Source organism: Streptomyces sp. CBMA152 (assembly GCF_014596475.1).
GTDB lineage: Bacteria > Actinomycetota > Actinomycetes > Streptomycetales > Streptomycetaceae > Streptomyces.
This window is the reverse complement of the sequence record NZ_MECJ01000015.1, coordinates 1-23,038: the sequence shown is the minus strand read 5'-3', so window position 1 is coordinate 23,038 and position 23,038 is coordinate 1. Positions and strand designations below refer to the sequence as shown.

The 23,038-nt window shown below is 71.3% G+C and carries 20 protein-coding genes; 12 read left to right on the top strand and 8 right to left on the bottom strand.

The genetic code is table 11. The features are described 5' to 3' along the window. Positions 1–15: 15 nt before the first annotated feature. Positions 16–810 carry a PspA/IM30 family protein gene (locus BG418_RS13425; RefSeq protein ID WP_188274046.1) on the bottom strand — a complete coding sequence of 265 codons (795 nt, stop codon included), beginning with the start codon at positions 808–810 and terminating at the stop codon, positions 16–18. Positions 811–1,094: 284 nt separating this feature from the next. Here BG418_RS13425 and BG418_RS13420 point away from each other — a divergent pair, with 284 nt between their 5' ends. The 4 genes from BG418_RS13420 to BG418_RS13405 all read left to right on the top strand — a co-directional run bounded on the left by BG418_RS13420 (position 1,095) and on the right by BG418_RS13405 (position 5,557). Further along, positions 1,095–1,691, top strand: coding sequence for a DUF3043 domain-containing protein (locus BG418_RS13420; protein WP_188274045.1), 597 nt, complete (start codon positions 1,095–1,097; stop codon positions 1,689–1,691). An 86-nt stretch (positions 1,692–1,777) separates the two neighbouring features. Next, positions 1,778–2,485 (top strand): methyltransferase domain-containing protein, encoded by a 708-nt coding sequence (locus BG418_RS13415; protein WP_317453645.1) that lies wholly within the window; start codon positions 1,778–1,780, stop codon positions 2,483–2,485. Between the two features lie 102 nt (positions 2,486–2,587). Next, positions 2,588–4,363 carry an ABC transporter ATP-binding protein gene (locus tag BG418_RS13410; protein ID WP_317453644.1) on the top strand — a complete coding sequence of 592 codons (1,776 nt, stop codon included), beginning with the start codon at positions 2,588–2,590 and terminating at the stop codon, positions 4,361–4,363. 84 nt (positions 4,364–4,447) lie between these two features. Continuing rightward, positions 4,448–5,557 (top strand): S1C family serine protease, encoded by a 1,110-nt coding sequence (locus BG418_RS13405; protein WP_188274044.1) that lies wholly within the window; start codon positions 4,448–4,450, stop codon positions 5,555–5,557. Positions 5,558–5,629: 72 nt separating this feature from the next. On the opposite strand, the gene BG418_RS13400 is transcribed toward BG418_RS13405, so the two are convergent. Beyond that, positions 5,630–5,842: a hypothetical protein gene (locus BG418_RS13400; RefSeq protein ID WP_188274043.1), complete on the bottom strand. Its 213-nt coding sequence runs from the start codon at positions 5,840–5,842 to the stop codon at positions 5,630–5,632. Between the two features lie 79 nt (positions 5,843–5,921). Between BG418_RS13400 and BG418_RS13395 the strand changes: the two genes are divergently transcribed. The 4 genes from BG418_RS13395 to BG418_RS13380 all read left to right on the top strand — a co-directional run bounded on the left by BG418_RS13395 (position 5,922) and on the right by BG418_RS13380 (position 10,840). Further along, complete coding sequence (locus tag BG418_RS13395) at positions 5,922–7,106, top strand: bifunctional adenosylcobinamide kinase/adenosylcobinamide-phosphate guanylyltransferase (RefSeq protein ID WP_188274042.1); 1,185 nt, start codon at positions 5,922–5,924, stop codon at positions 7,104–7,106. A 73-nt stretch (positions 7,107–7,179) separates the two neighbouring features. Continuing rightward, the gene (cobT, locus tag BG418_RS13390) at positions 7,180–8,253 is read left to right on the top strand and encodes a nicotinate-nucleotide--dimethylbenzimidazole phosphoribosyltransferase (RefSeq protein WP_188274041.1); all 1,074 of its coding nucleotides are present in this window, start codon (positions 7,180–7,182) and stop codon (positions 8,251–8,253) included. A gap of 83 nt (positions 8,254–8,336) precedes the next feature. Next, positions 8,337–10,103 (top strand): phosphatidylglycerol lysyltransferase domain-containing protein, encoded by a 1,767-nt coding sequence (locus tag BG418_RS13385; RefSeq protein WP_188274040.1) that lies wholly within the window; start codon positions 8,337–8,339, stop codon positions 10,101–10,103. Continuing rightward, positions 10,103–10,840 (top strand): hypothetical protein, encoded by a 738-nt coding sequence (locus tag BG418_RS13380; RefSeq protein ID WP_188274039.1) that lies wholly within the window; start codon positions 10,103–10,105, stop codon positions 10,838–10,840. Before BG418_RS13385 ends, BG418_RS13380 begins: the two co-directional genes overlap by 1 nt. On the opposite strand, the gene BG418_RS13375 is transcribed toward BG418_RS13380, so the two are convergent. Continuing rightward, positions 10,789–11,571 (bottom strand): hypothetical protein, encoded by a 783-nt coding sequence (locus tag BG418_RS13375; protein WP_223184788.1) that lies wholly within the window; start codon positions 11,569–11,571, stop codon positions 10,789–10,791. The two genes, BG418_RS13380 and BG418_RS13375, sit on opposite strands and share 52 nt — an antisense overlap. A gap of 90 nt (positions 11,572–11,661) precedes the next feature. On the opposite strand from BG418_RS13375, the gene BG418_RS13370 reads away from it, so the two are divergent. Beyond that, the gene (locus tag BG418_RS13370; protein WP_188274038.1) at positions 11,662–12,444 is read left to right on the top strand and encodes an adenosylcobinamide-GDP ribazoletransferase; all 783 of its coding nucleotides are present in this window, start codon (positions 11,662–11,664) and stop codon (positions 12,442–12,444) included. Positions 12,445–12,494: 50 nt separating this feature from the next. Here the strand turns inward: BG418_RS13370 and BG418_RS13365 are convergent, their stop codons facing one another. The 5 genes from BG418_RS13365 to BG418_RS13345 are packed head-to-tail and all read right to left on the bottom strand — an operon-like array spanning position 12,495 to position 19,136. After that, entirely contained in the window at positions 12,495–13,388 is an 894-nt protein-coding gene (locus BG418_RS13365; protein ID WP_188274037.1) for an endo alpha-1,4 polygalactosaminidase, read from the bottom strand. Beyond that, complete coding sequence (locus tag BG418_RS13360; RefSeq protein ID WP_188274477.1) at positions 13,385–14,029, bottom strand: spherulation-specific family 4 protein; 645 nt, start codon at positions 14,027–14,029, stop codon at positions 13,385–13,387. The genes BG418_RS13365 and BG418_RS13360 overlap by 4 nt, the downstream gene beginning before the upstream one ends. Before the next feature lie 53 nt (positions 14,030–14,082). Further along, a complete protein-coding gene (locus BG418_RS13355) occupies positions 14,083–15,534 on the bottom strand; it encodes a hypothetical protein (protein ID WP_188274036.1) in 1,452 nt (483 codons plus the stop codon). Next, complete coding sequence (pelF, locus tag BG418_RS13350) at positions 15,531–17,069, bottom strand: GT4 family glycosyltransferase PelF (protein ID WP_188274035.1); 1,539 nt, start codon at positions 17,067–17,069, stop codon at positions 15,531–15,533. Before pelF ends, BG418_RS13355 begins: the two co-directional genes overlap by 4 nt. A gap of 36 nt (positions 17,070–17,105) precedes the next feature. After that, positions 17,106–19,136 carry a hypothetical protein gene (locus BG418_RS13345; protein ID WP_188274034.1) on the bottom strand — a complete coding sequence of 677 codons (2,031 nt, stop codon included), beginning with the start codon at positions 19,134–19,136 and terminating at the stop codon, positions 17,106–17,108. Positions 19,137–19,434: 298 nt separating this feature from the next. Here BG418_RS13345 and BG418_RS13340 point away from each other — a divergent pair, with 298 nt between their 5' ends. The 3 genes from BG418_RS13340 to BG418_RS13330 form a co-directional block, all read left to right on the top strand. Further along, on the top strand, positions 19,435–20,946 hold the full coding sequence (locus tag BG418_RS13340; protein ID WP_188274033.1) for a leucyl aminopeptidase: 1,512 nt from the start codon (positions 19,435–19,437) through the stop codon (positions 20,944–20,946). A gap of 346 nt (positions 20,947–21,292) precedes the next feature. Beyond that, positions 21,293–22,681 carry a dihydrolipoyl dehydrogenase gene (gene lpdA, locus BG418_RS13335; protein ID WP_188274032.1) on the top strand — a complete coding sequence of 463 codons (1,389 nt, stop codon included), beginning with the start codon at positions 21,293–21,295 and terminating at the stop codon, positions 22,679–22,681. Positions 22,682–22,735: 54 nt separating this feature from the next. Beyond that, positions 22,736–23,038: biotin/lipoyl-containing protein (locus BG418_RS13330; protein ID WP_317453643.1), on the top strand; the 303-nt coding region annotated here is incomplete at its 3' end.

The window sequence follows — 23,038 nt, the reverse complement described above, 5'->3', positions numbered from 1 at the left end:
CTCCTTGGCCTTGGCCTACTGCTTGTCGAAGCGCGGGGTCTGCTGCGGACGGTCCTGCGGGGTCGACTTGCCGTTGCCGCCCTCGATGGCCTGCTGGCCCGAGGTGCCGCCGGTGAGCTCGGCCTTCATCCGCTGAAGCTCCAGCTCTACATCCGTACCACCGGAGATCCGGTCCAGCTCGGCCTGGAGGTCGTCCTTCCCGAGCCCGGACTGGTCGCTCAGGGCGCCGGAGGCCAGCAGCTCGTCGATCGCGCCGGCCCTCGCCTGGAGCTGCGCGGTCTTGTCCTCGGCACGCTGAATGGCCATGCCGACGTCGCTCATCTCCTCGGAGATGCCCGAGAAGGACTCGGCGATCCGGGTCTGCGCCTGGGCCGCCGTGTAGGTCGCCTTGATGGTCTCCTTCTTCGTACGGAAGGCGTCGACCTTGGCCTGGAGGCGCTGGGCCGCAAGAGTGAGCTTCTCCTCCTCGCCCTGCAGCGTCTGGTGCTGCACCTCCAGGTCGGAGACCTGCTGCGTGAGGGCGGCGCGGCGGGACAGCGCCTCGCGCGCCAGGTCCTCGCGGCCGAGCGCCAGCGCCTTGCGGCCCTGGTCCTCCAGCTTGGCCGACTGGCTCTGGAGCTGGTTCAGCTGCAGTTCGAGCCGCTTGCGCGAGGTCGCCACGTCGGCGACACCGCGGCGCACCTTCTGAAGCAGCTCAAGCTGCTTCTGGTACGAGTAATCGAGGGTCTCGCGCGGGTCCTCGGCCCGGTCAAGGGCCTTGTTCGCCTTCGCGCGGAAGATCATCCCCATACGCTTCATGACACCGCTCATGGGCTTCGCGCGCCCCCTTCTGACGGACTCCAGCTCCAGCTGCTGCAACAGAACCCACAGTACGGGCCCTGCATCCATTACCGCACTGTTCGGACACGGATGCGCTCATCCCCAAGGACGACTGCGTCCCCGGGCGCTCCGGCGCAAGGAGTAGGTGACGGTCAGGGACCCCGCACTCACTTCCCGCACACCTTGGCCCGCACACCCCCAGTGACGCAAGGCGTTGCCGGATCGTTCCCCACCGGCCTGTGGTCGTCGCCCGCGACCCCGTACCCTTGGGCTTTGTGTTCCGTAGCCGTTCCAAGGAAGAGAAGGCCCCCACCGACAAGGTGACGGCGGACCTCTCCACGCAGCCCCGCGACCCCGAGGCCCCCAAGGGCCGGCCCACGCCGAAGCGCAGTGAGGCCCAGACCCAGCGCCGTCGGGCGTCGACCGTGCCGACCGACCGCAAGGAGGCCGCCAAGCGCCAGCGCGAGGCCCGCCGTGCCGATCTCGCCAAGCAGCGCGAAGCGCTCGCCAACGGCGACCAGCGCTATCTGCCGGCCCGCGACAAGGGTCCCGTGCGCAAGTTCGTGCGCGACTTCGTCGACTCCCGCTGGTGCATCGCCGAGTTCTTCCTGCCGCTGGCCGTGATCATCCTGGTCCTCTCGATGGTCCGGATCGGCAGCCTGCAGAACATCGCGCTGCTGCTGTGGCTCGCCGTGATCGTGCTGATCGTCCTCGACTCGATCGGTCTGGCGTTCCGGCTCAAGAAGCAGCTGAAGGCGCGCTTCCCGGACGAGCCCACGAAGGGCGCTGTGGCGTACGGCCTGATGCGTACGCTCCAGATGCGCCGGCTGCGGCTGCCGAAGCCGCAGGCCAAGCGCGGAGAGCGACCCTGAGCACGGAGGTCGCCGGTTTCAGCGGCGCCTCCGGCTCCTGGCTGAAGGGTCTGGGCGGGCTGCGCAACACCGTGCGCCAGGAGCTCGTGGCCCGTCAGCTGGACGAGCAGATAGCCGCCCGCTTCCCGGTCGGCCAGCGGCTGCGCGTCCTCGACGTCGGTACGGGACAGGGCACCCAGGCCCTGCGCCTGGCCCGCGCCGGGCACACCGTGACGGGCCTGGAGTCCGACCCGGAGATGCTGCGGGCGGCGCGCGAGGCGCTGTCGACCGAGCCCGAGGGCATCCGTGAGCGGGTGCGCCTGATCGAGGGCGACGGCCACGAGACGGGCGTGCACTTCCTGCCCGGCTCGTTCGACGTCGTGCTGTGCCACGGCGTACTGATGTACGTGCAGGAGCCGGACGCGATGCTCGCCGGTCTCGCGCGGATGCTGGCCCCTGGTGGTCTGCTGTCGCTGCTCGTGCGCAACGCCGACGCCCTGGCCATGCGGCCCGGTCTTGCCGGGGACTGGTCCGGGGCGCTGGCCGCGTTCGACACCGATGCGTATACGAATCGGCTCGGGCTGTCCGTTCGTGCGGATCGTCTCTCGACGCTGACCCAGACTCTGGATGGCATCGCAGCGCCGCTGCACGCTTGGTACGGCGTACGGGTTTTCACGGACAACGTGCCCAACGAGGTGCAGCTGCCTGCTGCGGATGAGCTTGATCGGTTGCTCGCCGCGGAGGACAAGGCCGGGCGGACCGATCCGTATCGGCAGGTTGCTGCGCTGCTTCATCTGTGTGGAGTGCGGGGCTAGTTCGTTTGACTGCGGGCCGGTGGGGGCTGGTCGCGCAGTTCCCCGCGCCCCTTAGTAGGTGCCTGCACTCAGGTGGGCTCGGGGTTTTCGCGTCCTTCCTCTGTGACCACTTCCGACATCAGTTCCAAACTGCCCGCCCGGGAGACCTGGCGGGCTTTGTATCGGCATTTTCGGGCGCATCGCGGGGCCGTCGGGCTCGGGGCGTTGCTGACGCTCGTCGGGGCCGCCACCGGGCTGGCTCAGCCGTTGGCCGCGAAGGCTCTGGTGGATCGGCTCGGTGGGGACGAGCCGATCGGCGGGGTGTTGGCGCTGCTCACCGCGTTGGTAGTGCTCGGGACGGTGGTGGAGTCGTTCGGGGCGTACGTCCTGGAGCGGACCGCCGAGTCCGTCGTGCTCGCCGCTCGGCGCACCCTCATCGGAAGGCTGCTGCGGCTGCGGCTTCCCGAGGTGGAGCGGCTGCCGCCGGGGGATCTGATGTCCCGGGTGACCTCGGACACCACGCTGCTGCGGGCCGTCACCACCCAGTCCGTGGTCTCGGCCGCCACCGGTGGGCTCACCTTCCTCGCCACGATCGCGATGATGGCGTACATGGACGCCGTGCTGCTCGGCGTCACCCTCGGCGTGATCGTGCTGATCGGCTCGGCCGTGGCCCTGGTGATGCCGAAGATCGCGCGGGCCACGGCACAGTCGCAGGCGGCCGTCGCGCAGATCTCCACGGTCCTGGAGCGGGCGTTCGGCGCCTTCCGTACGGTCAAGGCGTCCGGCGCCGAGGCGCGGGAGAGCGCGGTGGTGGACGCGGCCGCCGAGGAGGCCTGGCGGCACGGGGTGCGGTCGGCCAAGTGGCATTCGGTGGCCGGGACTTCGGTCGGCCTCGCGGTCCAGGTGTCGTTCCTGGCAGTGCTCGGCATCGGCGGGGCGCGGGTCGCCTCGGGCGCGATACCGGTGTCCACGCTCATCGCGTTCCTGTTGTTTCTCTTCTATCTGATCGATCCCGTCTCGAAGCTGGTGCAGGCGGCCACGCAGTACCAGGTGGGGTCCGCGGCCATCGCCCGGATCGAGGAGGCCGAGCGGCTGGAGGTCGAGCCTCTGGCCGAGGTTGCGGCGCCGCGCGGCGCGGTGCCCGCGCCCCGGTCCGGGGCCGCCTCGGTGGTCTTCGACGCGGTGACGTTCCGCTACCGGGACGACCTTCCGTATGTGCATCACGGGGTCTCGTTCGAGGTGCCGGGCGCCGGGATGACCGCGTTCGTGGGGCCGTCGGGGGCCGGTAAGACGACCGTGTTCGGCCTGATCGAGCGCTTTTACGAGGCGACCGGCGGCCGGGTGCTGATCGACGGGCGGGACGTGCGCGAGTGGCCGCTGGCCCAACTGCGCGGCGCCATCGGCTATGTGGAGCAGGACTCCCCCGTGCTGGCCGGGACCGTGCGCGAGAACCTGGTCTTCGGGGCGCCGGACGCGACCGACGCCGAGATCGCCGACGTCCTCGTACGGGCGAAGCTGGACGCGCTCGTGGAGCGGCTGCCGGACGGGCTGGAGACCGTGGTCGGGCACCGGGGGTCGAAGCTGTCGGGCGGCGAGCGGCAGCGGGTCGCGATCGCGCGGGCGCTGCTGCGCAGACCCCGGCTGCTGCTCCTGGACGAGGCGACCTCGCAGCTGGACGCGGTCAACGAGCTGGCGCTGCGGGACGTGGTGGCCGAGGCCGCCCGGGACACGACCGTCCTGGTCGTGGCGCACCGCCTTTCGACGGTGACGCTGGCGGACCGGATCGTGGTCATGGAGGCGGGCAAGGTACGGGCGGTGGGCACGCATGCCGAGCTGGTGGCCGGGGACCCGCTCTACGGGGAGCTGGCGGCCACGCAGTTCCTGGCCACCAGCTCCTGAACGGATCCGCACCTCATCGCGCCTCCACGCCTGATCGGACCTCCACAGGAGGCTGCTCGACGGAGCAGAAGGGACACTCCGGACATGGATGGATTGCTGAACCGCGGCCGTCGGCTGCTGGCGCCCATGGCCGCCGCCGTCGCCGCCGCCACGCTGCTCGCGGGCTGCACGGACACCGGGACACCGGCCAAGGCCGCCGACTCCACCCCGCAGGCCCCGCGCGCCCCACAGGCCGCCCAGGCCCCCGCCCAGGCCGCGCGCAAGGCCGACGGCAACGGACTGCAGAGCGACTACGAGCGGGTGATCAAGGACGTACTGCCGTCGGTCGTCCAGATCGACGCGGCCAACAGCCTGGGCTCCGGCATCGTCTACGACGACCAGGGGCACATCGTCACCAACGCCCATGTGGTCGGCGGCGAGCGCCAGTTCAAGGTGTCCACCGCGACCGGCGGCGGCTCGGTGGGCGCCAAGCTCGTCGCGGCCTATCCCGAGCAGGACCTCGCGGTGATCAAGCTCGACTCGGTGCCCAGCGGGATGAAGGCCGCGAAGTTCGGCGACTCGACGAAGGTCGAGATGGGCCAGATCGTGCTGGCCATGGGCTCGCCGCTGGGCCTGTCCAGCAGCGTCACCCAGGGCATCGTCTCGGCGACCGGCCGCACGGTCACGGAGGGCGCGGCGGGCGGCGGCCCGGGCGCCACCATCGGCAACATGGTGCAGACCTCGGCCGCGATCAACCCGGGCAACAGCGGCGGCGCGCTGGTCAATCTGAACAGCGAGGTCATCGGCATCCCCACGCTCGCGGCCGTCGACCCGGACATGGGCGGCAGCGCGGCCCCGGGCATCGGCTTCGCGATCCCGGCCTCGATGGCCAAGACGGTCGCGGACCAGATCATCAAGAGCGGCAAGGTGACCGACTCGGGCCGGGCGGCCCTGGGCATCACCGGACGTACGGTCGTGGACGCGAACTACCAGCCCGCGGGCGTCGCGATCGTGGACGTGAAGCGGGGCGGGGCCGCCGACAAGGCGGGTCTGAAGGCCGGTGACATCGTCACCAGGGTCGGCCGGACGGACATCACGACGATCACCTCGCTGTCGGAGGCGCTGGCCGCCGACAAGCCCGGCCAGACCGTCCAGGTGACGTACACGCGCGGCGGCGGAGCCAAGACCGCCACGGTCACGCTCGGCGAGATCTGAGGCCCCGCGGAACGCCACGGCGCCCGTGGACCGTCGATCCGGTCCACGGGCGCCGTACGGGCCGTTCGTCGATCAGGCGTCGACGGCGTCGTGCAGGCTCATCGGGCCGTAGATCTGCGTACTGTCCTCGAACAGGAACACCTGATCCGCGCCGCCCTCAAGCAGGTCCTTCCAGACCTCGCCGATCCAGGACTCCGCGTCGCCCTGGGTCGTGAACTCCTCCGGCGCCACCGCCGGCTCGACCTCCGTCCCGTCGGACTTCTCGAATCGCCACGTCCACGCCATGTGCGCCTCCCGGGTCACGTTGCTGCCCGCAGCGTAGCCGGGCGCGCACCGAGTGCGGTGACGCGGGAGGATCGTCCTCGTGGAACTGACTCTCCTCGGCACCGGAGCCCCCGACGGGCTGCCGCGCCCCGACTGTCCCTGCGCCGCGTGCGCCTCGGCCCGCGGCGACCAGGCGCGGTCCGCGACCGCGCTGCTCGTCGACGGGGCCCTGCTGCTCGATCTCACCCCCGGGGCCGCGCTGGCCGCCGCCCGGGCCGGGCACTCGCTCGCGGGCGTACGCCAGGTGCTGCTCACCCATCCGCACGACGGGCCCGCCGTGGAACTGCCCCCCGGGCTTCCGTCGGCCGGGCGGGTGCCGGACGGGCGGGTCCTCACGCTGATCAGCGGCCACCGGGTGCGGGCGGTGGCGATGGACGCGCCGGGCACGGGGTACGAGGTGACCTCACCCGAGGGCGAGCGGCTGCTGTACCTGCCGCCGGGGGGCGCGCCCTCCGGGATGGCCGAGGTGCACCCGTACGACATGGTCCTGTGCGATGTCGTGGGGCGGCCGGACGCGCTGGCGCGGCTGCGCGCGGCCGGGGCCGTCGGGCCGACCACGGACGTGGTCGCCGTCCACATCGACCACGAGGTGCCGCCCGGGCGCGAGCTCGCCCGAAGGCTGGCCGCAGCCGGGGCGCGGGCGGTGCCGGACGGGACGACGCTGATCGTCGGCGAGTACCACGCCGTGCCCGATCTCCCGCGCCGCACCCTGGTGTTGGGCGGTGCGCGCTCGGGCAAGTCGGTGGAGGCCGAGCGCCGTCTGGAGTCCTTCCCGGAGGTCGTGTACGTGGCCACCGGCGGCACCCGGGACGGGGACGCGGAGTGGGCCGCGCGGGTCGGGCTGCACCGCGAGCGCCGGCCCGGCTCCTGGCGTACCGAGGAGACCTGCGACCTGGTGCCGCTGCTCGCCGTGGACGGGCCGCCGCTGCTCGTGGACTGTCTGTCGCTGTGGCTGACCGACGCGATGGACCGGGCCGGGGCGTGGGAGGAGCCGAAGGTCCCCGACGCGCTGCGCGAGCGGATGACGGAGCTGGTGGCCGCGGTCCGCGCGACCTCCCGGACCGTGGTCATCGTCAGCAACGAGGTGGGCTCCGGGGTGGTCCCCGCGACCCGCGCGGGACGGCTCTTCCGCGACGAGCTCGGCAGGCTCAACGCGGCGGTGGGGGGCGAGTGCGAGCACGTCCTGCTCGTGGTGGCGGGACAGGCGCTCGCGCTGCGCGGCTGACGACGGACGCGAACCGGCCTTACCGGCCGCACCACTCGAAACACGGGGCACCCGTGCCGGTACTGTTCGGCGAATGAGCAGGCTGAATCTCGACGACTTCTCCGATCTGATCGAACGCCCCGACAGCGGTGTGCGGCGTGACGCCGAGGAACGCCGGGAGCGGCTGACCGTGCCGTCCGGCGCGCTCGGCCGGCTCGACGAGCTGGGCGAGTGGCTTTCCGCCGCGCAGGGTGTGGTTCCGGTCAAACCCATCGAGCACCCGCGCGTGATCCTCTTCGCCGGTGACCACGGCGTCGCCGAGCTGGGCGTCTCCGCCCGCCCGGCGGGCTCCGGGCACACGCTGGTCCGCTCGGTGCTGGACGGCGCGAGCCCGGTCTCGGTGCTGGCCCGCCGCCTGGGCGCCCCTGTACGGGTCGTCGACGCGGGTCTGGACTGCGACCCCGAGTTGCTGCCCGAGGACGTCGTACGCCACCGTGTGCGGCGCGGCAGCGGGCGCATCGACATCGAGGACGCGCTCACCGTCGAGGAGGCCGAGGCGGCCGTACGCCTCGGTGTGAGGATCGCCGACGAGGAGGCCGACTCCGGCACCGACCTGGTCGTCCTCGGCGACCTCAGCGTCGGCGGCACCACGGCCGCGGCCACCCTGATCGCGGCGCTCTGCGGCACCGACGCCTCGGTCGTCACGGGCCGTGGCGGGGCCGGGATCGACGATCTGGCGTGGATGCGCAAGTGCGCCGCGATCCGGGACGCGCTGCGCCGGGCGCGGCCGGTTCTGGGCGACCAGCTGGAGCTGCTGGCGGCCGTCGGCGGCGCCGACCTTGCCGCGACGACCGGTTTTCTGCTTCAGTGCGCGGTGCGCCGAATGCCGGTCATCCTCGACGGGGTGGTCTCCTCGGCCTGCGCGCTGGTGGCCCAGCGGGCCGCCTTCCGGGCTCCGGACTGGTGGCTGGCCGGTCAGCTGAGCGGTGAGCCGGGCCAGTCGAAGGCACTGGACCGGATGGCACTCAACCCTCTGCTCGATCAGGGCGTCACTGTGGGTGAAGGAACGGGGGCCCTGCTCGCTCTCCCTCTCGTGCAGGCCGCCGCCGCCCTGTCGGCGGAGCTGCCCGAGCGCGCGGAGGCCGAGAGGGACCGCGCCGAAGACTGAGCCGTGGTGCGGCCGGGAGGTCCCCGGCCGCATCCGCGACCGCCATGACGCGCGCTGTCAGTTGCCCCATATGATCGCGTTTCATGGGAGAAGTCCGCTTGACCACCGAAGGATTGAACCGGAGCACCGTCCGGTCGCGTCGCAGTGCGGCATTCGCCGTCTGGTACCTGCGCGCCGTGACATTCATCAACTTCCTGAGCGCCGTTTGGGTTTCACTGGGCCAGGACCTTCGGCGTCACAACACGGACAATTATTTCACGCCGTACCTGCTGGACGCGGGATTCGCGTCCGGCGTGCTGACCCTGTTCCTCGCCGTGACCATGCGCCGCCGCAAGCGCGCCGCCTGGATCCTCAACCTCGTGCTGAGCGGCCTGTTCCTGCTGCTGTTCGCGTTCGTCATGGTCTTCCCGGAGATCCGGCAGTACGCGCAGAACTGGGTGTCGCTCGTCCTGACCGCCGCGTTCGTGCTCGCCCTGCTGATGGGGCGCCGCGAGTTCTACGCGAAGGGCGACCGCTCCAACCCGAAGCTCGCGGCGGCCGTCGCGGCGGGCGGCCTGCTGCTCACCTCGCTGCTCGCCACGCTGCTGGTCACGGTGACCAACAACTACACCGGCTCGCACCCCTCCACGTTCCTGGGCCGCTGGCGCTACGGCGTGATGCGCCTGGTCTCGCTGACGCCGGACGACACCGACATCACCGGGATCTCCTCCCCGGGCTGGGTCGACGTGACCATCAACGTCATGTCCACGCTGCTGCTCATCGCGGTGATCTACGCGGCCTTCCGCAACCGCAAGGCCGTCGACCCGATCACCGTCGAGGACGAGGAGAAGCTGCGCGCGCTGCTCGACAAGCAGGGCGAGCGCGACTCGCTCGGCTACTTCGCGCTGCGCCGCGAGAAGAGCGTCATCTGGTCCCCCACCGGCAAGGCCGCCGTCACCTACCGCGTGATCAACAGCGTCTCGCTGGCCTCCGGCGACCCCATCGGCGACCCCGAGGCCTGGCCCGGCGCCATCGAGCTGTGGCTGGCCGAGGCCCGCGAGCACGGCTGGATCCCGGCGGTGACCGGCGCCAGCGAGGAAGCGGGCACCATCTACGCCCGGCACGGCCTGGACGCCCTGGAGATGGGCGACGAGGCGATCGTGGAGATCGCCGAGTTCACCCTGGAGGGCCGCGCCATGCGGACCGTCCGCCAGGCGTACAACCGGGTGAAGCGGGCCGGGTACGAGGTGAGAATCCGCCGCCACGCGGACATTCCTGCCGATGAGATGAGTGAACTGCTGCGCAAGGCCGACGACTGGCGCGACGGCGCCACCGAGCGCGGCTTCTCCATGGCCCTGGGGCGCCTGGGCGACCCGGCGGACGGCCAGTGCGTGATGCTGGAGTGCACCGACGGCGAGGGCGCCCTGCGGGCCGTCCTGAGCTTCGTGCCGTGGGGCCCGAACGGGCTCTCGCTCGACCTGATGCGCCGCGACCGCGACTCCGAGAACGGTCTGATGGAGTTCATGGTCATCGAGCTCCTCCAGCGGGCCAAGGAGATCGGGATCACCCAGGTCTCGCTCAACTTCGCGATGTTCCGCTCCGTCTTCGAACGTGGCTCGAAGCTCGGCGCCGGACCGGTGCTGAGGCTGTGGCGCTCGCTGCTCAGCTTCTTCTCCCGCTGGTGGCAGATCGAGTCGCTGTACCGCGCCAACGCCAAGTACCGGCCGATCTGGGAGCCTCGGTTCACCCTCTTCGAGAAGAGCGCCGACCTGCCGCGCATCGCGATCGCGTCGGCACGCGCGGAAGGCTTCCTGGAGGCGCCCGGGCTGCCCAAGTGGCTGCACCGCAAGCACCTGGAGTCCCAGAGGTGATGGTTCCCCGCTCCCTGCCGGGCCACGGACCAGTACGTCGGTTCGTCCGTCGGGAGTGGGGTCCGCTCTACCTCGCCGTCCGCTACGCGCTGAGCACCCAGCGCTGGCGGGCGGTCCCCATGACGCTCGGCGCGGTCGCGCTGACGTCGCTCTTCCAGCTGGTGCAGAACCAGTCCTGGGGCTTCCGTCCGGTACAGATCCTCGGCTCGGTGAAGGCCGAGGACGCCCTGTGGATCTCCCTGCTCCGCACCCCGCTGTCGCTCTTCGTGCCCGCCCTGGACCTGCCGGTCTGGGGCGCGCTCATGCAGCTCCTGCTGGTGTTCGGGATCGCGGAGATCTGCATCGGCCGCCGCTCCACCCTGCTCATCGCGTACGCGGCCACCCTGGCCGGGACGATGTACGCGCGCGTGGGCATCGCGCTCGGCCCCGGCATCCTGGGGCTGCCCGTCTCGGCCGAGGAGATGGTCGACACCGGCCCCTCGGCCGCGGTGGTCGGGCTCGCGGTGTACGTGTGCTGGCGCTACCGGGCGTACTGGACGGCCGGCGCGGTGGTCCTGGCCATGGTCGTCGAGGTGACGCTCAAGGCCAATCTCGCGGGCAAGGAGCACGTCGCCGCGCTGCTCGCGGTGGCGGTGCTGTGCTGGATCACCGCGGTGCGCCAGAAGCGCCGCCGGGCCCGCGCGGCTCAGGGCCGGCGCACCGGCAGCCTGTCCGGGGCGCCCCCGATGAAGTCGTGAAGCCTCCGCCGCAGCCGCGTCCAGCGCCGGTCGTGCCGGTGGACCCGCATCGCCGACCGGGCGCGGGCCCGGGGCCGGTTGCGGTAGAAGCGGCGGGCCCACGGCGAGCCGGGCCGGGCGAGCCGGATCGCGCCGATGAGCGCCACGAACGGGACCAGCGTTCCCATGATCGCCATCCGGAACTTCCCCTTGAAGAGCGCGACCAGCACGAAACAGAAGTTGATCCAGAGGGTCAGGATGAACGACGCCCGGTCGTGCTGCTCCTGCGGTGAGACGTCGTTGACCCCCAGCGGCGAGAACCCGGCGAGCGTGAGCAGCACCAGCGCGGCCGTCAGCACCACCACCTCGACGCTCTTGCGCCCCTGCTCGGTCCAGTAGACGTCGTCCAGGTGCAGGATCAGCGCGAACTCGTCGAGCACCAGACCCGCGCCCATCCCGAACACCACCGCGAACACGCTGGCGGCGACGCCGTGCCGCCCGGCACCGACCGCGCCGAACCCGCCGAGGATGGTCAGGATCACCCCCGGCACCACATGGTGGATGTGCAGCCCGCCCGGCTTGATGTTGCGGAACGGGCCCCGGCCGGCCCGGATCAGCCGGGTGATCATCCGGGTGACGAGGAAGGTCAGGACGAAGGAGCCGAGCGCGAGCAGCATCGGAAGCTTCCCCGGCTCGACGAAGTTCCGGTTGAACCAGTCCATGCCTTCGGCTTCCGCTCCCGTAGTACGCATTACGGGCAATTTACCGCCCGGCCGCACCGAACGGCGGGCGGACCGGCGCCGACACCACCGTGCGCCCCGGCGCGGGATACCCTGCGGCCGATGAACCCCATGGACGGCATACGTTTCGCCTTCGGCACCCTCACCGCGCTGCCGGTCCGGGTCACCCGCTGGGACCGCACGGCGGCCCGGGCCGGGATGCTCTGGGCGCCGCTGCCCGGTCTGGTGGTCGGCCTGTGCGCGGCGGCCGCCGGGGGCGCCTTCCTGCTCCTGGACTCCGGTCCCCTGCTCGCGGCCGTCGCCACCGCCGCCGTCCCGGCCGCACTCACCCGGGGCCTGCACCTGGACGGCCTCGCGGACGTGGCCGACGGCCTGGGCAGCGCCAAGCCCGCCGAGGACGCGCTGCGGATCATGAAGCAGTCGGACATCGGCCCGTTCGGCGTCCTCACCCTGGTCTTCGTCCTGCTGGCCCAAGTGGCGGTCCTGGCCGAGCTGTACGCGGTGAGCTGGACCCGGGGCGCACTCGCGGCGACGGTCGCGGGAGTGACGGCCCGCCTGGCCCTCACCCTCGCCTGCCGCACAGGCGTCCCCCCGGCCCGCCCGGACGGCCTCGGCGCGGCGGTCGCGGGCGCGGTCCCCGTACGAGTGGCGGCCCCACTGGCGCTGACGGTGACGGCGCTGTGCGCGACGGCGGCGGGAGCGACGTGGGGCCTGGACGCGGCGGTCCATTACGCGCTGGCGGTGGCGGCGGCGCTGACGGCAGCCCAACTACTGCTGTCGCACTGCGTGCGCAGGTTCGGCGGAGTGACGGGGGATGTGTTCGGCGCCGTGGCAGAAACAGCAGCCACGGCAGCCCTGATCGTGTCAGCGCTGGGTACGTTCTAGGGGCGCGGGGAACTGCGCGACAAGCCCCCACCGGCCCCCAGACAAAGAACTCAGCATGCCTTACGCCAAGTACCCAGCTCCTTCTGCTTCTGCATAGAGCTGAGCCCCAACTTGCGCGCCTGGGAGCAGAACGCGCCGGGGTTCCTGTCGTACTCGACATGGAAAACGGCCTTACCCGCACGGGTAAACGGCGCCAGCTGGTCACACTCCCCGAACTCCGCGCACTGCTCGTTCACGGCGAAGTCGAAGTCCCGTACCAGATCCGGGATCTGATCCAGGTCATTTTTCAGGCCAACGGCCAGCCCCCGGTCATGGGCAAGCCGAGCAACAAGCCGGTTGTACGCCAGCTGATGCGCGGCCGTCAGCGGAAAACCCGTCTCGTTGGAGTAGCCATCCATGTTGTCCGGCTCCACCGCGTCGAACCCCTTCTGCTTGCACATGTCGAACCGCTTGGCCATCAGCGGGCCCAGTACGTCGGTGCGGCGGATGTCGAGCCAGCGTTCACCCTTCCAGCCGTTGCCCTTGCCGAGGACCGACTTGGGGAAGCTGTCGGCGTCGGGCCGGAAGTCCTCCCAGGCTCCGGTGGAGACGTAACAGATGACCTTGCGTCCACGCCGGTGCAGATCGTCGACCTGCGCCTTGGAGATGTTGAAGCCGTCGACGTCGTACACCGGGACGTTCACCGTCGGGTCCAGCTTCCCGGTGAGCTGCCACTGCCAGGCCACTCCCGGCTTCGGCTGCCAGCGGCCGCGGTCGGCCTCCGGGGACGCGGACTGGGTCGGGGCCTCGGACGGGGACGAGGAGTGCGAACGGGACGGCGCCGGCTGGGCGTTGTCGCTCTCGTCCGGCCCCGGCCCGTCGTCGGAGGACGAGGAGGAGCACCCCGCCACCAGGAGCAGAGGCAGCAGCAGCGCGAGGGCGAGGCGGTTAAGCGAACGATTCATCGGACCGGCTCCAGGAAGTGCGGCAGCGTGCCCCACGGGTGCGGGGCCTCGCCCGGTACCGCGCAGTGCACCCGGGTGGCCGGGCGCGCGCCGGGCGGGGCGGCGTAGACGAGATGGCAGAAGCGGTCCGGCGGATGGCCGTGCGTCCACTGCGGGACGTCCACCGAGGGATAGGTCGCCCAGGTGCCCTCGTACGTGACGAGCAGGTCGGCCAGGTCCGCGTAACCGGGGTCGGGGTGGGCGCCGTGGTTGAGGACCAGCGTGCGGGCCCCGGCCGCGCGCGCGGCGACCGAGAGCCGCCGGTAGTGCGCGAGCAGCGCCGGGTCGGTGGCCGCCTGGTCCAGGAACGCGCCGTCCGCGCCGTACCAGTCGCGGTGGCGCAGCAGGTCCCGTACGACGTCGGCGTGCGGGCGGCGGCCGTAGTCGGTGTCCGCGTAGCCGAGGACCGGCACGCCCGCCGCGCGCAGCCGGGCCGCGGCCTCGGCGAACGCCGGGTCGGGCGCCTCGCCCGCCCCGTTGGCGGGGTTGAGCACCACCCCGTACAGCCGGGGCGCGGCGGCGATCAGTTTCTCCCAGGCGTCGGGCCGGTCGGCGGGGTGGTCGTAGAACGGCACGAGCAGATCGCGGTGCGTCAGGTGCATGTCGTACGGGGTGTCCGTCCTAGGTCGTCCGGCCGGTGGGGTCGCGTGAGTGGTCATACCCGGTGTGCCGTCGCCCTTCCCAGCAGGACGCCGACGAGTACGGCGTGCACGACGGCGGCCACGCCCGCCACCACCGGCCCGACCGTGCTCGGATGGCCCGCCCTGGTCAGCAGCGCGAGGACCTGTATCCCGCCCGCCGCGCAGCACACGGCGGCCGCGCTGCGCACCGCGCCGAACGACTGGAGCAGCAGCGCCGTCCACAGCACCATGCCGGTGGCGAGCAGCCCGGCGAGCCGCAGCGCGCCGAGCTCGGGGGCGCCCGGCCACAGCAGTGTCCCGGCGACCGTGAGCGCGAGCAGCACGGCCAGATAGCCGCCGAGGCACACCGCGATGGTGGCGGCGACGGCCTTGCGGAAGCCGTACGCCGTGGTGCTCGCCCGCAGCCCGGCCAGGCTCTCGCTGCGGAAGCGATACAGCAGCCACTCGGCCGGGCCCATGCTCAGCGTCAGCGCGACCGCCGAGGGCGCGGCGACGGCGGAGTCGACGCCGTCGGCGAGGACATCCCCAACTGCCGTGTACAGCACGAGAATTCCGGTGCCGAGCCCGAACAGCGCGTACGGGACGGACGCGACCAGCCGTGGCCCCGGGCGGTCGTCCGCCCCCGCGTCGCCGCCGTCCTCCTTGGCCAGGGCGCGGGCCGCGAAGCCCGCCGCCGCCGTGAGGGAGAGCAGGAGCAGCGCGGTGCGCAGCGCGTCCGGCAGGTCGTACGAGACGGTCGGCGCCGCGCCCGCCGCCATCGGCACCAGGGCGCACAGCAGATCGCGTTCGCGGCCGAGGGCGAGCAGGACGGTGGCCGCCGCCAGATACACCGCCTGCCCGGCGGCGAACGCGGCGGCGTTCAGCTCACCGGGACCCGCCGCCGCCAGCGCCACCAGCGCGCTCAGCAGCGCCCCCAGCGGCGCCCCGACACGCAACGCCCTTGCGGCGGCCGGGCGGTCGCCCAGGCCGAGCCAGGAGTAGGCGCGGTGCGAGAGGCCCTGGTTCCACACCCAGCCGGTGATCGCCCCGGCGAGCAGCGGGACCGTGCCCCAGGGCAGCCCGAGCCCGTTCGGCGGACCCGCGAGCAGTGGCGCGCCCAACACGTATGCCAGGCCCGGCAGGGCGAAGAGCAGACCGCGCAGCAGGCAGGCGGGCAGCGACGAGTGCCAGGGGTCGGCGGCCGGGCCCGCGACCGCCGGGTAGCGGCGCTCCACGCGCGCGTAGAGGTCCTCGGCAAGCGTGAAGGAGTCCTCGCGGCCGTAGGTGGTCCTTATATGGGCGTCGGTCATCCCGTCGGATTCGAGGATGGCGGCCACCTCGTCGGGATGGACGGCGGCCGCTATCAAGTCCTCCAGCCGGTCGGCGAGTTCGTCGATGGGGTCGGCGGCGGCGCCGTGCGGGCGCTGGCGCGGGATGTAGGGCAGGGTGTCCTGGCCCTCCTTGCCCAGCCAGAGCGAGCCGCTCACCAGACGGATCCGTCCGACGCCAGTTCCCGGTACCAGGGGTCGGTGAGCTGGAGCGTCCAGTCGTCGGCCTCCTGCGGCGTCTCGGGGCACCGGTCTTCGGCGAGCTGCGGCTCGGGGCACCCGGCGAGCTCCAGATAGATCCGGCGGAAGCCGTCCACGGACCGGTGCAGGGTGAACTGGTCGACGACCCGGGTACGGGCCCGCGCGCCCAGTTCGGCGCGGTACGCGTCGTCACGCAGCAGCGCGAGCGTGGCCTCGGCCATCAGCGCCGGTTCGCGCGGCGGGACCACCAGACCGGCGTCCCCGACCGCCTCGCGCACCCCGCCGACGTCCGTGGAGACCGTGGCGCGGCCACAGGACATGGCCTCGATGATGGAGAAAGGGAACCCCTCACTGATGCTGGAGAGCATCACCACGCTCCCCGCCGCGTACGCGCTGGCGACATCGCTGATGCGGCCCTCGTAGCTGATGCCGTCACTCACGCCGAGTTCGGCGGCGAGTTTCTCCAGCCTGGTGCGGTAGTCCGCGTTGCCCGCCGGGACGGGGCCGAACAACCGCAGCCGCACCTCGGGCAGTTCGGCCCTGACCATGGCGTACGCCCTGATCAGGGTCTCCAGGTCCTTGATGGGGTCGACGCGGCCGCACCAGCTGAGGGTGGGCACGGCCGGGTCGGGTCCGGCGTGCGGGAAGAGGTTGGGGTCCACGCCGTTGTAGACCGTGCGGATCCGGTCGGCCGGCGCCCCGCCGCGCTCCTCCCAGCGGCGGTTGTACTGGTTGCACGGGGTGATGAGGTCGGCCTGGCGGTAGCCCATCGAGTTGAGCTCCCGGTAGAAGCTCAGGATCACCGACTTCACCGGCCAGCTCTGCTCGCCCGTGCGGTAGCCGAGGTAGCGCTCGCGCAGATAGATCCCGTGTTCGGTGAGGAGGAAGGGCACACCGTCCAGGTGCTGGGCGGCGAGCGCGGGCAGGGTGGCGAGCCCGCTGCTGACCGCGTGCGCCACGCAGTCCTCCGGGAGCCGGGCGGCCAGCGGGCGCAGCGCGTGTTCCAACAGGTCGGTGGCGGTGAGGGCGTCGTGCACGGTGGGCCGCGCGGCGGCGATCTGGAGATGCGGCATCGTCCAGATCCACATGAGCGAGCGCAGCGCGGCCTCCGAGCGCAGCGCCGTGGAGAGCCGCCCGGCCCGGGCCAGCCGCGCCAGGGCGTACAGGCCCTGGGTGAAGTCGCAGCCGGACTCCGGGTCGAGCATCGAGAGCAGGAACCGCTCATAGACGTCTATGAAACGGCGCCGCTCCTTGCCGAGGAGTGGCCGCCGTGTCGGCGCCGGTCCCCACAGCGGGAACGCGGTGTGCCGGTACACGTTCGGCGGCAGCTCCCAGGTGACCGGTTCACGTCCGCTGCCGGTGAGGGCGAGGACGTTGAAGTCGACCTCCGGCATGCCCCGGACGAGCTGGTCGCACCAGGTGCTCACACCTCCGTGGATGTGCGGATAGGTGCCTTCGGTGAGCATGGTGACATGACGGCCACTGCTCGGCATTGGTGTCCCCCCTGGACAGCGATGGCAGACGGCTGGTCAGGCCGGAAGCTTCAGCGTGATAGCCGCCTGGAAGACATCGGGTGAGGACCAGGCGGAGCGCTGACCCGCGTACGGCGTGCCGAACACGGTGGTGCTGAGGAGCTGTTGCTTGACGGTGCCCTCGGGGGCGGTGACGGGTGCCACCACGCCCGACGGCGTCTGGACGGTCACGGTGTTCCCGATGCGGTACGCGGTGACCTTGCCGTCGGCGAGGGCCGTGGCCCAGGCGGACTGGCGGCTGAGCTCGGTGCCGATGTCCTTCTGTCGGAGGTTCACGATGGGAGCACTGTCCGCGAACAGGCCGCGGTAATCACCGAGCACCTTGTCGAGGACCGGGTACGCGATCCGCTCCTCGGCGAGATTGGACTGGTGCATGTAGTGCGGGCGCGGGTCGTTGCCCAGCACATGGCGCAGGGCGGTGGTGGCCTCCTGCGGAACGATGTACGACTGGTAGCCGGTGGCGGTGTCCAGCGGCGCCGGCAGACACGTCGACGTCGGGTTGTTCTCGCAGATCCCGCTGCCGCCATCGGCCTTCGACGTGTAGATCCAGTTGTACTCGTCGGTCATCTCGGCTGCCTTGCCGACGTTGTAGTACACGTTCATCGGGTAGCGCGGCACCGTGAGGGTGTTGCCGACCGGGCGCTGCTGCGGCTCGCGCGAGTCGTCGCTCCCGGTCCACTTCACCCCGGCGTCACCGAGCGCGCCGGCGAGGTTGGGGTTGTCCTGGGGCTGCTGCGGCAGGGTCTTCAGGCCGGAGTGCTCACCGGTGACCAGTTCGGTGCGGTCGACCGGAAGGCCGTTCTGCACGCCCCAGTTGTAGTTGTTGACGATCTGGCCGTAAATGTCGCTGCGGCTCACCCACTGCGTGCTGCCGTCCGGGTTCGTGGCGCAGCTCCAGGGCACGGTGGTGGTGTTCTGGACGCAGCCGAGGAACTCATGGGTGTAGGTGTGGTTCTCCCACCGGAACTTGGCCTTGTCGGCGAGCAGCTGGGTGGCGAGGGGATCGGAGCCCGCGTGTTCGGTCTTCCACTCCTCACCGGAACCCGCGTTGTACAGCAGGTCGAGGGTGAGACCGCTGGACTGCTCCCACTGGGCGGCGTACTGGGCGTCGGCCGCCGTCATCCGGATGTCGCTCGCCTGGCCCGCCCCTCCGGCGCAGTCGAAGTCGCCGGGTGTGCAGTGGAGCGTGGTGTCCCAGCGGGCGTCCGGCGCGAAGACATCGTCGACATGCACGGCAAAGTAGTTGCGGCTCTGCCCGAGGTGTACACCCTGAGTCAGCCATTCCACCATGCCCCGGGCCAGTACCTTGAACTGCTCCTGGTACTGGTTGTAGGCGAAGGTGACGACGAGTTCGCTGCGGCCGTCGTGGGTGTAGGCGCCGAGCAGGGAGCCGCCCGTGGGCGCGGTGAGATAGCTGGTGTAGCCGTCCCGGGGATGGCCCGCGTAGCCGTAACTCTCGGAGACGAGCGCGGAGTTGTCCTCGAAGAGGACCGGCCCGTCGAGGTAGCCGAAGGGGCCCGTCTTACCCGCGTCGGTGATCTGGGTCTTGGCGCCGTCCAGGACGCCGGCCCAGCCGCCGTTCTGGTCGGTGTAGTCGAGCCCGACCTCGGGGTGGGCCCAGGTGTACGCGTCGATCTGGCGGATGCCGAAGGTCTTCTCGTACGCCGCGAGCGCGGTCTGCTCGGGGCTGTCGGCGGTGCCGAACGGTATTTCGTTGGGCGTGATGACGCCCTGGAACTTGGCGCGGGGCCGCCCGCTCACCGTGTCGCTGAGGAACCCCGCGTCGACGGTCTGGCGCCCGGAGTCCCCGAGCTTCACCGTCTGGTAGGGCAGCCCGATGCTCTTGAGCTCCCACACCAGCGCGTCGACGGCGCTGCCGCCGTCGTCCAGCACGAGCACCTTCAGATCGATTCTCGGAGGTGTCGTCGCCGTGTCGGCCGAGGCCGCGGGTATGCCCGCCGCCAGGAGGCCGGCGGCGAGCAGCGCCACCGTGGCTCTGCCCGCGTTCGAGCCGTACGCCTTCTTCATGTTCCCCCCTCATGGGGGCCCTTCCGTATGCGTGCGCACCAGGGAGGACCTGTGGAGATGATGCAAAGGTGCTCCGTGCGCCCTTGCCCGAACGGGCCGAGTGTGACTGAGCGGTCACAGTCTGGCGGGGAAACGTTGAAGAGACACCACGGATGAGTGAATTGCTGTCGCCGTGATCGAAGCGCACTTGCGCGCGTACGCTCGTATCCGCGCCCAACTCGGCCGATTTACGATGCGCCGGGGCACAGCCGACCCATCCCTCGGCTCAAAAACTCAACGGAAGAGAGACTTCACCACCGTGACTGCTCTGACTCTCAGCACTGCCGGTGCCGCGACGCTGCGCGCCGACGCCATCGTCGTCGGTCTCGCCAAGGGCGCCAAGGGCGCGGTCGTCGCCGCCGGCGCCGAGGCCGTGGACAAGGCGTTCGGCGGCAAGCTCGCCGGCGTCCTGGAGACCCTGGGTGCCTCCGGTGCCGAGGGCGAGACGACCAAGCTGCCGTCGCCGTCCGGCCTGAAGGCCCCGGTCGTGCTGGCGGTCGGGCTGGGCGCGGCTCCCGAGAAGGACGAGGCGTTCGGCGCCGAGGCGCTGCGCACCGCCGCCGGTGTCGCGGCCCGCGCGCTGACCGGCACCAAGAAGGCCGCGTTCGCGCTGCCCATCGAGGCCGCCGAGGACGTCGCCGCGATCGCCGAGGGCGCACTGCTCGGCGCGTACGCCTTCACCGCGTACCAGGAGAACGGCAAGAGCGCGAAGGCGCCACTGGCCGAAATCGCCGTGCTCGGCGCCAAGCCGCGTGACAAGGCTCACAAGGCGGCCGCCGAGCGCGCCGTCATGCTGGCCGAGGAGATCAACCGCGCCCGCGACCTGGTGAACACCCCGCCGAACGACCTCTACCCCGAATCCTTCGCGGCAGTCGCGACGGCGGCGGCCAAGGAGCACGGCATCAAGGTCCAGGTGCTCGACGAGAAGGCGCTCACCAAGGGCGGCTACGGCGGCATCCTGGGCGTCGGCACCGGCTCGGCCAACCCGCCCCGCCTGGTCAAGATCGCGTACACGCACCCCGAGGCGGCCAAGTCGCTCGCCTATGTCGGCAAGGGCATCACCTACGACTCGGGCGGCATCTCGCTCAAGCCGGCCGGCCACAACGAGACGATGAAGTGCGACATGGCCGGCGCCGCCGCCGTCTTCGCCGCCGTCGTCACGGCCGCGCGCCTGGGCCTGCGGGTCAACGTCACCGGCTGGCTGGCGCTCGCCGAGAACATGCCGTCCGGCACCGCCACCCGCCCGGGCGACGTGCTGCGCATGTACAGCGGCAAGACCGTCGAGGTCCTGAACACCGACGCCGAGGGCCGGCTGGTCCTGGCCGACGCGCTGACCAGGGCCTCCGAGGAGAACCCGGACGCGATCGTGGACGTGGCGACCCTGACCGGCGCCATGGTCCTCGCGCTCGGCAACCGCACCTTCGGTGTGATGGCCAACGACGACGCCTTCCGCACCGCGGTCCACGAGACCGCCGAGGAGACCGGCGAGCCGTCCTGGCCGATGCCGCTCCCCGCCGACCTGCGCAAGGGCATGGACTCCCCGACCGCCGACATCGCCAACATGGGCGAGCGGATGGGCGGCGGCCTGGTGGCCGGTCTGTTCCTGAAGGAGTTCGTGGGCGAGGGCATCACCTGGGCCCACCTGGACATCGCGGGCCCGGCCTTCAACGAGGGCGCCCCGTTCGGCTACACCCCCAAGGGCGGCACCGGCTCCGCCGTGCGCACCCTGGTCCGGCTGGCCGAGCGCACCGCCGACGGCGAGCTTGGCTGACGCCCCATGACCTGGGCCGACGCCCGGTGACACAGACGGCCTCGGGCATACGTCCGAGGCCGTTCGTGTTCACCTCCCGGACACATCCGGTATCCATGCTCCGATGACGTCCGGATTCCGCTCTGGACGAAATCGGTACTTCCGTACGCGGCGATCGCCCCCGCAACCGGCGATCAGCCGTCTAACAGCCCGGCCCCGCGTCCCGCCTTCCGGCAACAAGTGCGAAGATGGGTTCTCGGCAGGACAGGGCCCCCACCACAGGGCCGAAGAAGACAGCGGCCGAGACACCAGCCGCCGACCGGTCAGCGGTGACCGGCGACCGGCGCACATGCATGGAGGACGTGACGTGGCGAACGACGCCAGCACCGTTTTCGACCTAGTGATCCTCGGCGGTGGCAGTGGCGGTTACGCCGCGGCCCTGCGCGGAGCTCAGCTGGGCCTGGACGTCGCACTGATCGAGAAGAACAAGCTCGGCGGCACCTGCCTGCACAACGGCTGCATCCCGACGAAGGCCCTGCTGCACGCCGGTGAGATCGCGGACCAGGCGCGCGAGGCCGAGCAGTTCGGTGTCAAGGCCACCTTCGAGGGCATCGACATCAACGCCGTCCACAAGTACAAGGACGACGTGATCTCGGGCCTGTACAAGGGTCTGCAGGGTCTGGTCGCCTCCCGCAAGGTGACGTACATCGAGGGCGAGGGCAAGCTCTCCTCCGCCACCTCGGTCGACGTCAACGGCCAGCGCGTCCAGGGCCGCCACGTCCTCCTGGCGACCGGCTCCGTGCCGAAGTCGCTGCCGGGCCTGGAGATCGACGGCAACCGCATCATCTCCTCGGACCACGCGCTGACGCTGGACCGCGTCCCGCAGTCCGCGATCATCCTGGGCGGCGGCGTCATCGGCGTCGAGTTCGCCTCGGCGTGGAAGTCCTTCGGCACCGACGTGACCGTCGTCGAGGGCCTCAAGCACCTCGTCCCGGCCGAGGACGAGAACTCCTCGAAGCTTCTTGAGCGCGCGTTCCGCAAGCGCGGCATCAAGTTCAACCTCGGCACCTTCTTCCAGAAGGCCGAGTACACCCAGAACGGTGTGAAGGTCACCCTGGCCGACGGCAAGGAGTTCGAGGCCGAGGTCCTCCTCGTCGCCATCGGCCGCGGCCCGGTCTCGCAGGGCCTCGGTTACGAGGAGCAGGGCGTCGCGATGGACCGCGGCTACGTCCTGGTCGACGAGTACATGCGTACCAACGTGCCGACCATCTCGGCCGTCGGCGACCTCGTCCCGACCCTCCAGCTCGCGCACGTCGGCTTCGCCGAGGGCATCCTGGTGGCGGAGCGTCTGGCCGGTCTCAAGACCGTCCCGATCGACTACGACGGTGTGCCGCGCGTGACGTACTGCCACCCCGAGGTCGCCTCCGTCGGCATCTCCGAGGCCAAGGCCAAGGAGATCTACGGTGCGGACAAGGTCGTCGCTCTGAAGTACAACCTGGCGGGCAACGGCAAGAGCAAGATCCTCAAGACCGCGGGCGAGATCAAGCTCGTCCAGGTCAAGGACGGTGCCGTGGTCGGCGTCCACATGGTCGGTGACCGTATGGGCGAGCAGGTCGGCGAAGCCCAGCTGATCTACAACTGGGAGGCTCTGCCGGCCGAGGTCGCGCAGCTCATCCACGCGCACCCGACGCAGAACGAGGCGCTCGGCGAGGCGCACCTGGCGCTGGCCGGCAAGCCGCTGCACTCCCACGACTGACTGCCCTCGGGCGCGACGACCACTTCCGCAATTCTGTAAGGAGAAACTGAAACCATGTCGGTTTCCGTAACCCTTCCGGCGCTCGGCGAGAGCGTCACCGAGGGCACCGTCACCCGCTGGCTGAAGGCCGAGGGCGAGCGCGTCGAGGCCGACGAGCCGTTGCTCGAGGTCTCGACCGACAAGGTCGACACCGAGATCCCGGCCCCCGCCTCCGGCATCCTGGCCTCCATCAAGGTGGCCGAGGACGAGACCGTCGAGGTCGGCGCCGAGCTGGCGATCATCGACGACGGCACGGGCGCGCCCGCCGCGGCTCCGGCCGCCGAGCCGGTCGCGGCCCCGGCCGCTCCGGTCGCCGAG

Bases quoted from the DNA above. Each gene is read 5' to 3' on its own strand.
- BG418_RS13425 (WP_188274046.1), bottom strand. From the start codon at position 810: ATGAGCGGTGTCATGAAGCGTATGGGGATGATCTTCCGCGCGAAGGCG.
- BG418_RS13405 (WP_188274044.1), top strand. From the start codon at position 4,448: ATGGATGGATTGCTGAACCGCGGCCGTCGGCTGCTGGCGCCCATGGCC.
- BG418_RS13400 (WP_188274043.1), bottom strand. From the start codon at position 5,842: ATGGCGTGGACGTGGCGATTCGAGAAGTCCGACGGGACGGAGGTCGAG.
- cobT (WP_188274041.1), top strand. From the start codon at position 7,180: ATGAGCAGGCTGAATCTCGACGACTTCTCCGATCTGATCGAACGCCCC.
- BG418_RS13385 (WP_188274040.1), top strand. From the start codon at position 8,337: ATGGGAGAAGTCCGCTTGACCACCGAAGGATTGAACCGGAGCACCGTC.
- BG418_RS13380 (WP_188274039.1), top strand. From the start codon at position 10,103: ATGGTTCCCCGCTCCCTGCCGGGCCACGGACCAGTACGTCGGTTCGTC.
- BG418_RS13375 (WP_223184788.1), bottom strand. From the start codon at position 11,571: ATGCGTACTACGGGAGCGGAAGCCGAAGGCATGGACTGGTTCAACCGG.
- BG418_RS13370 (WP_188274038.1), top strand. From the start codon at position 11,662: ATGAACCCCATGGACGGCATACGTTTCGCCTTCGGCACCCTCACCGCG.
- BG418_RS13365 (WP_188274037.1), bottom strand. From the start codon at position 13,388: ATGAATCGTTCGCTTAACCGCCTCGCCCTCGCGCTGCTGCTGCCTCTG.
- BG418_RS13360 (WP_188274477.1), bottom strand. From the start codon at position 14,029: ATGCACCTGACGCACCGCGATCTGCTCGTGCCGTTCTACGACCACCCC.
- pelF (WP_188274035.1), bottom strand. From the start codon at position 17,069: ATGCCGAGCAGTGGCCGTCATGTCACCATGCTCACCGAAGGCACCTAT.
- BG418_RS13345 (WP_188274034.1), bottom strand. From the start codon at position 19,136: ATGAAGAAGGCGTACGGCTCGAACGCGGGCAGAGCCACGGTGGCGCTG.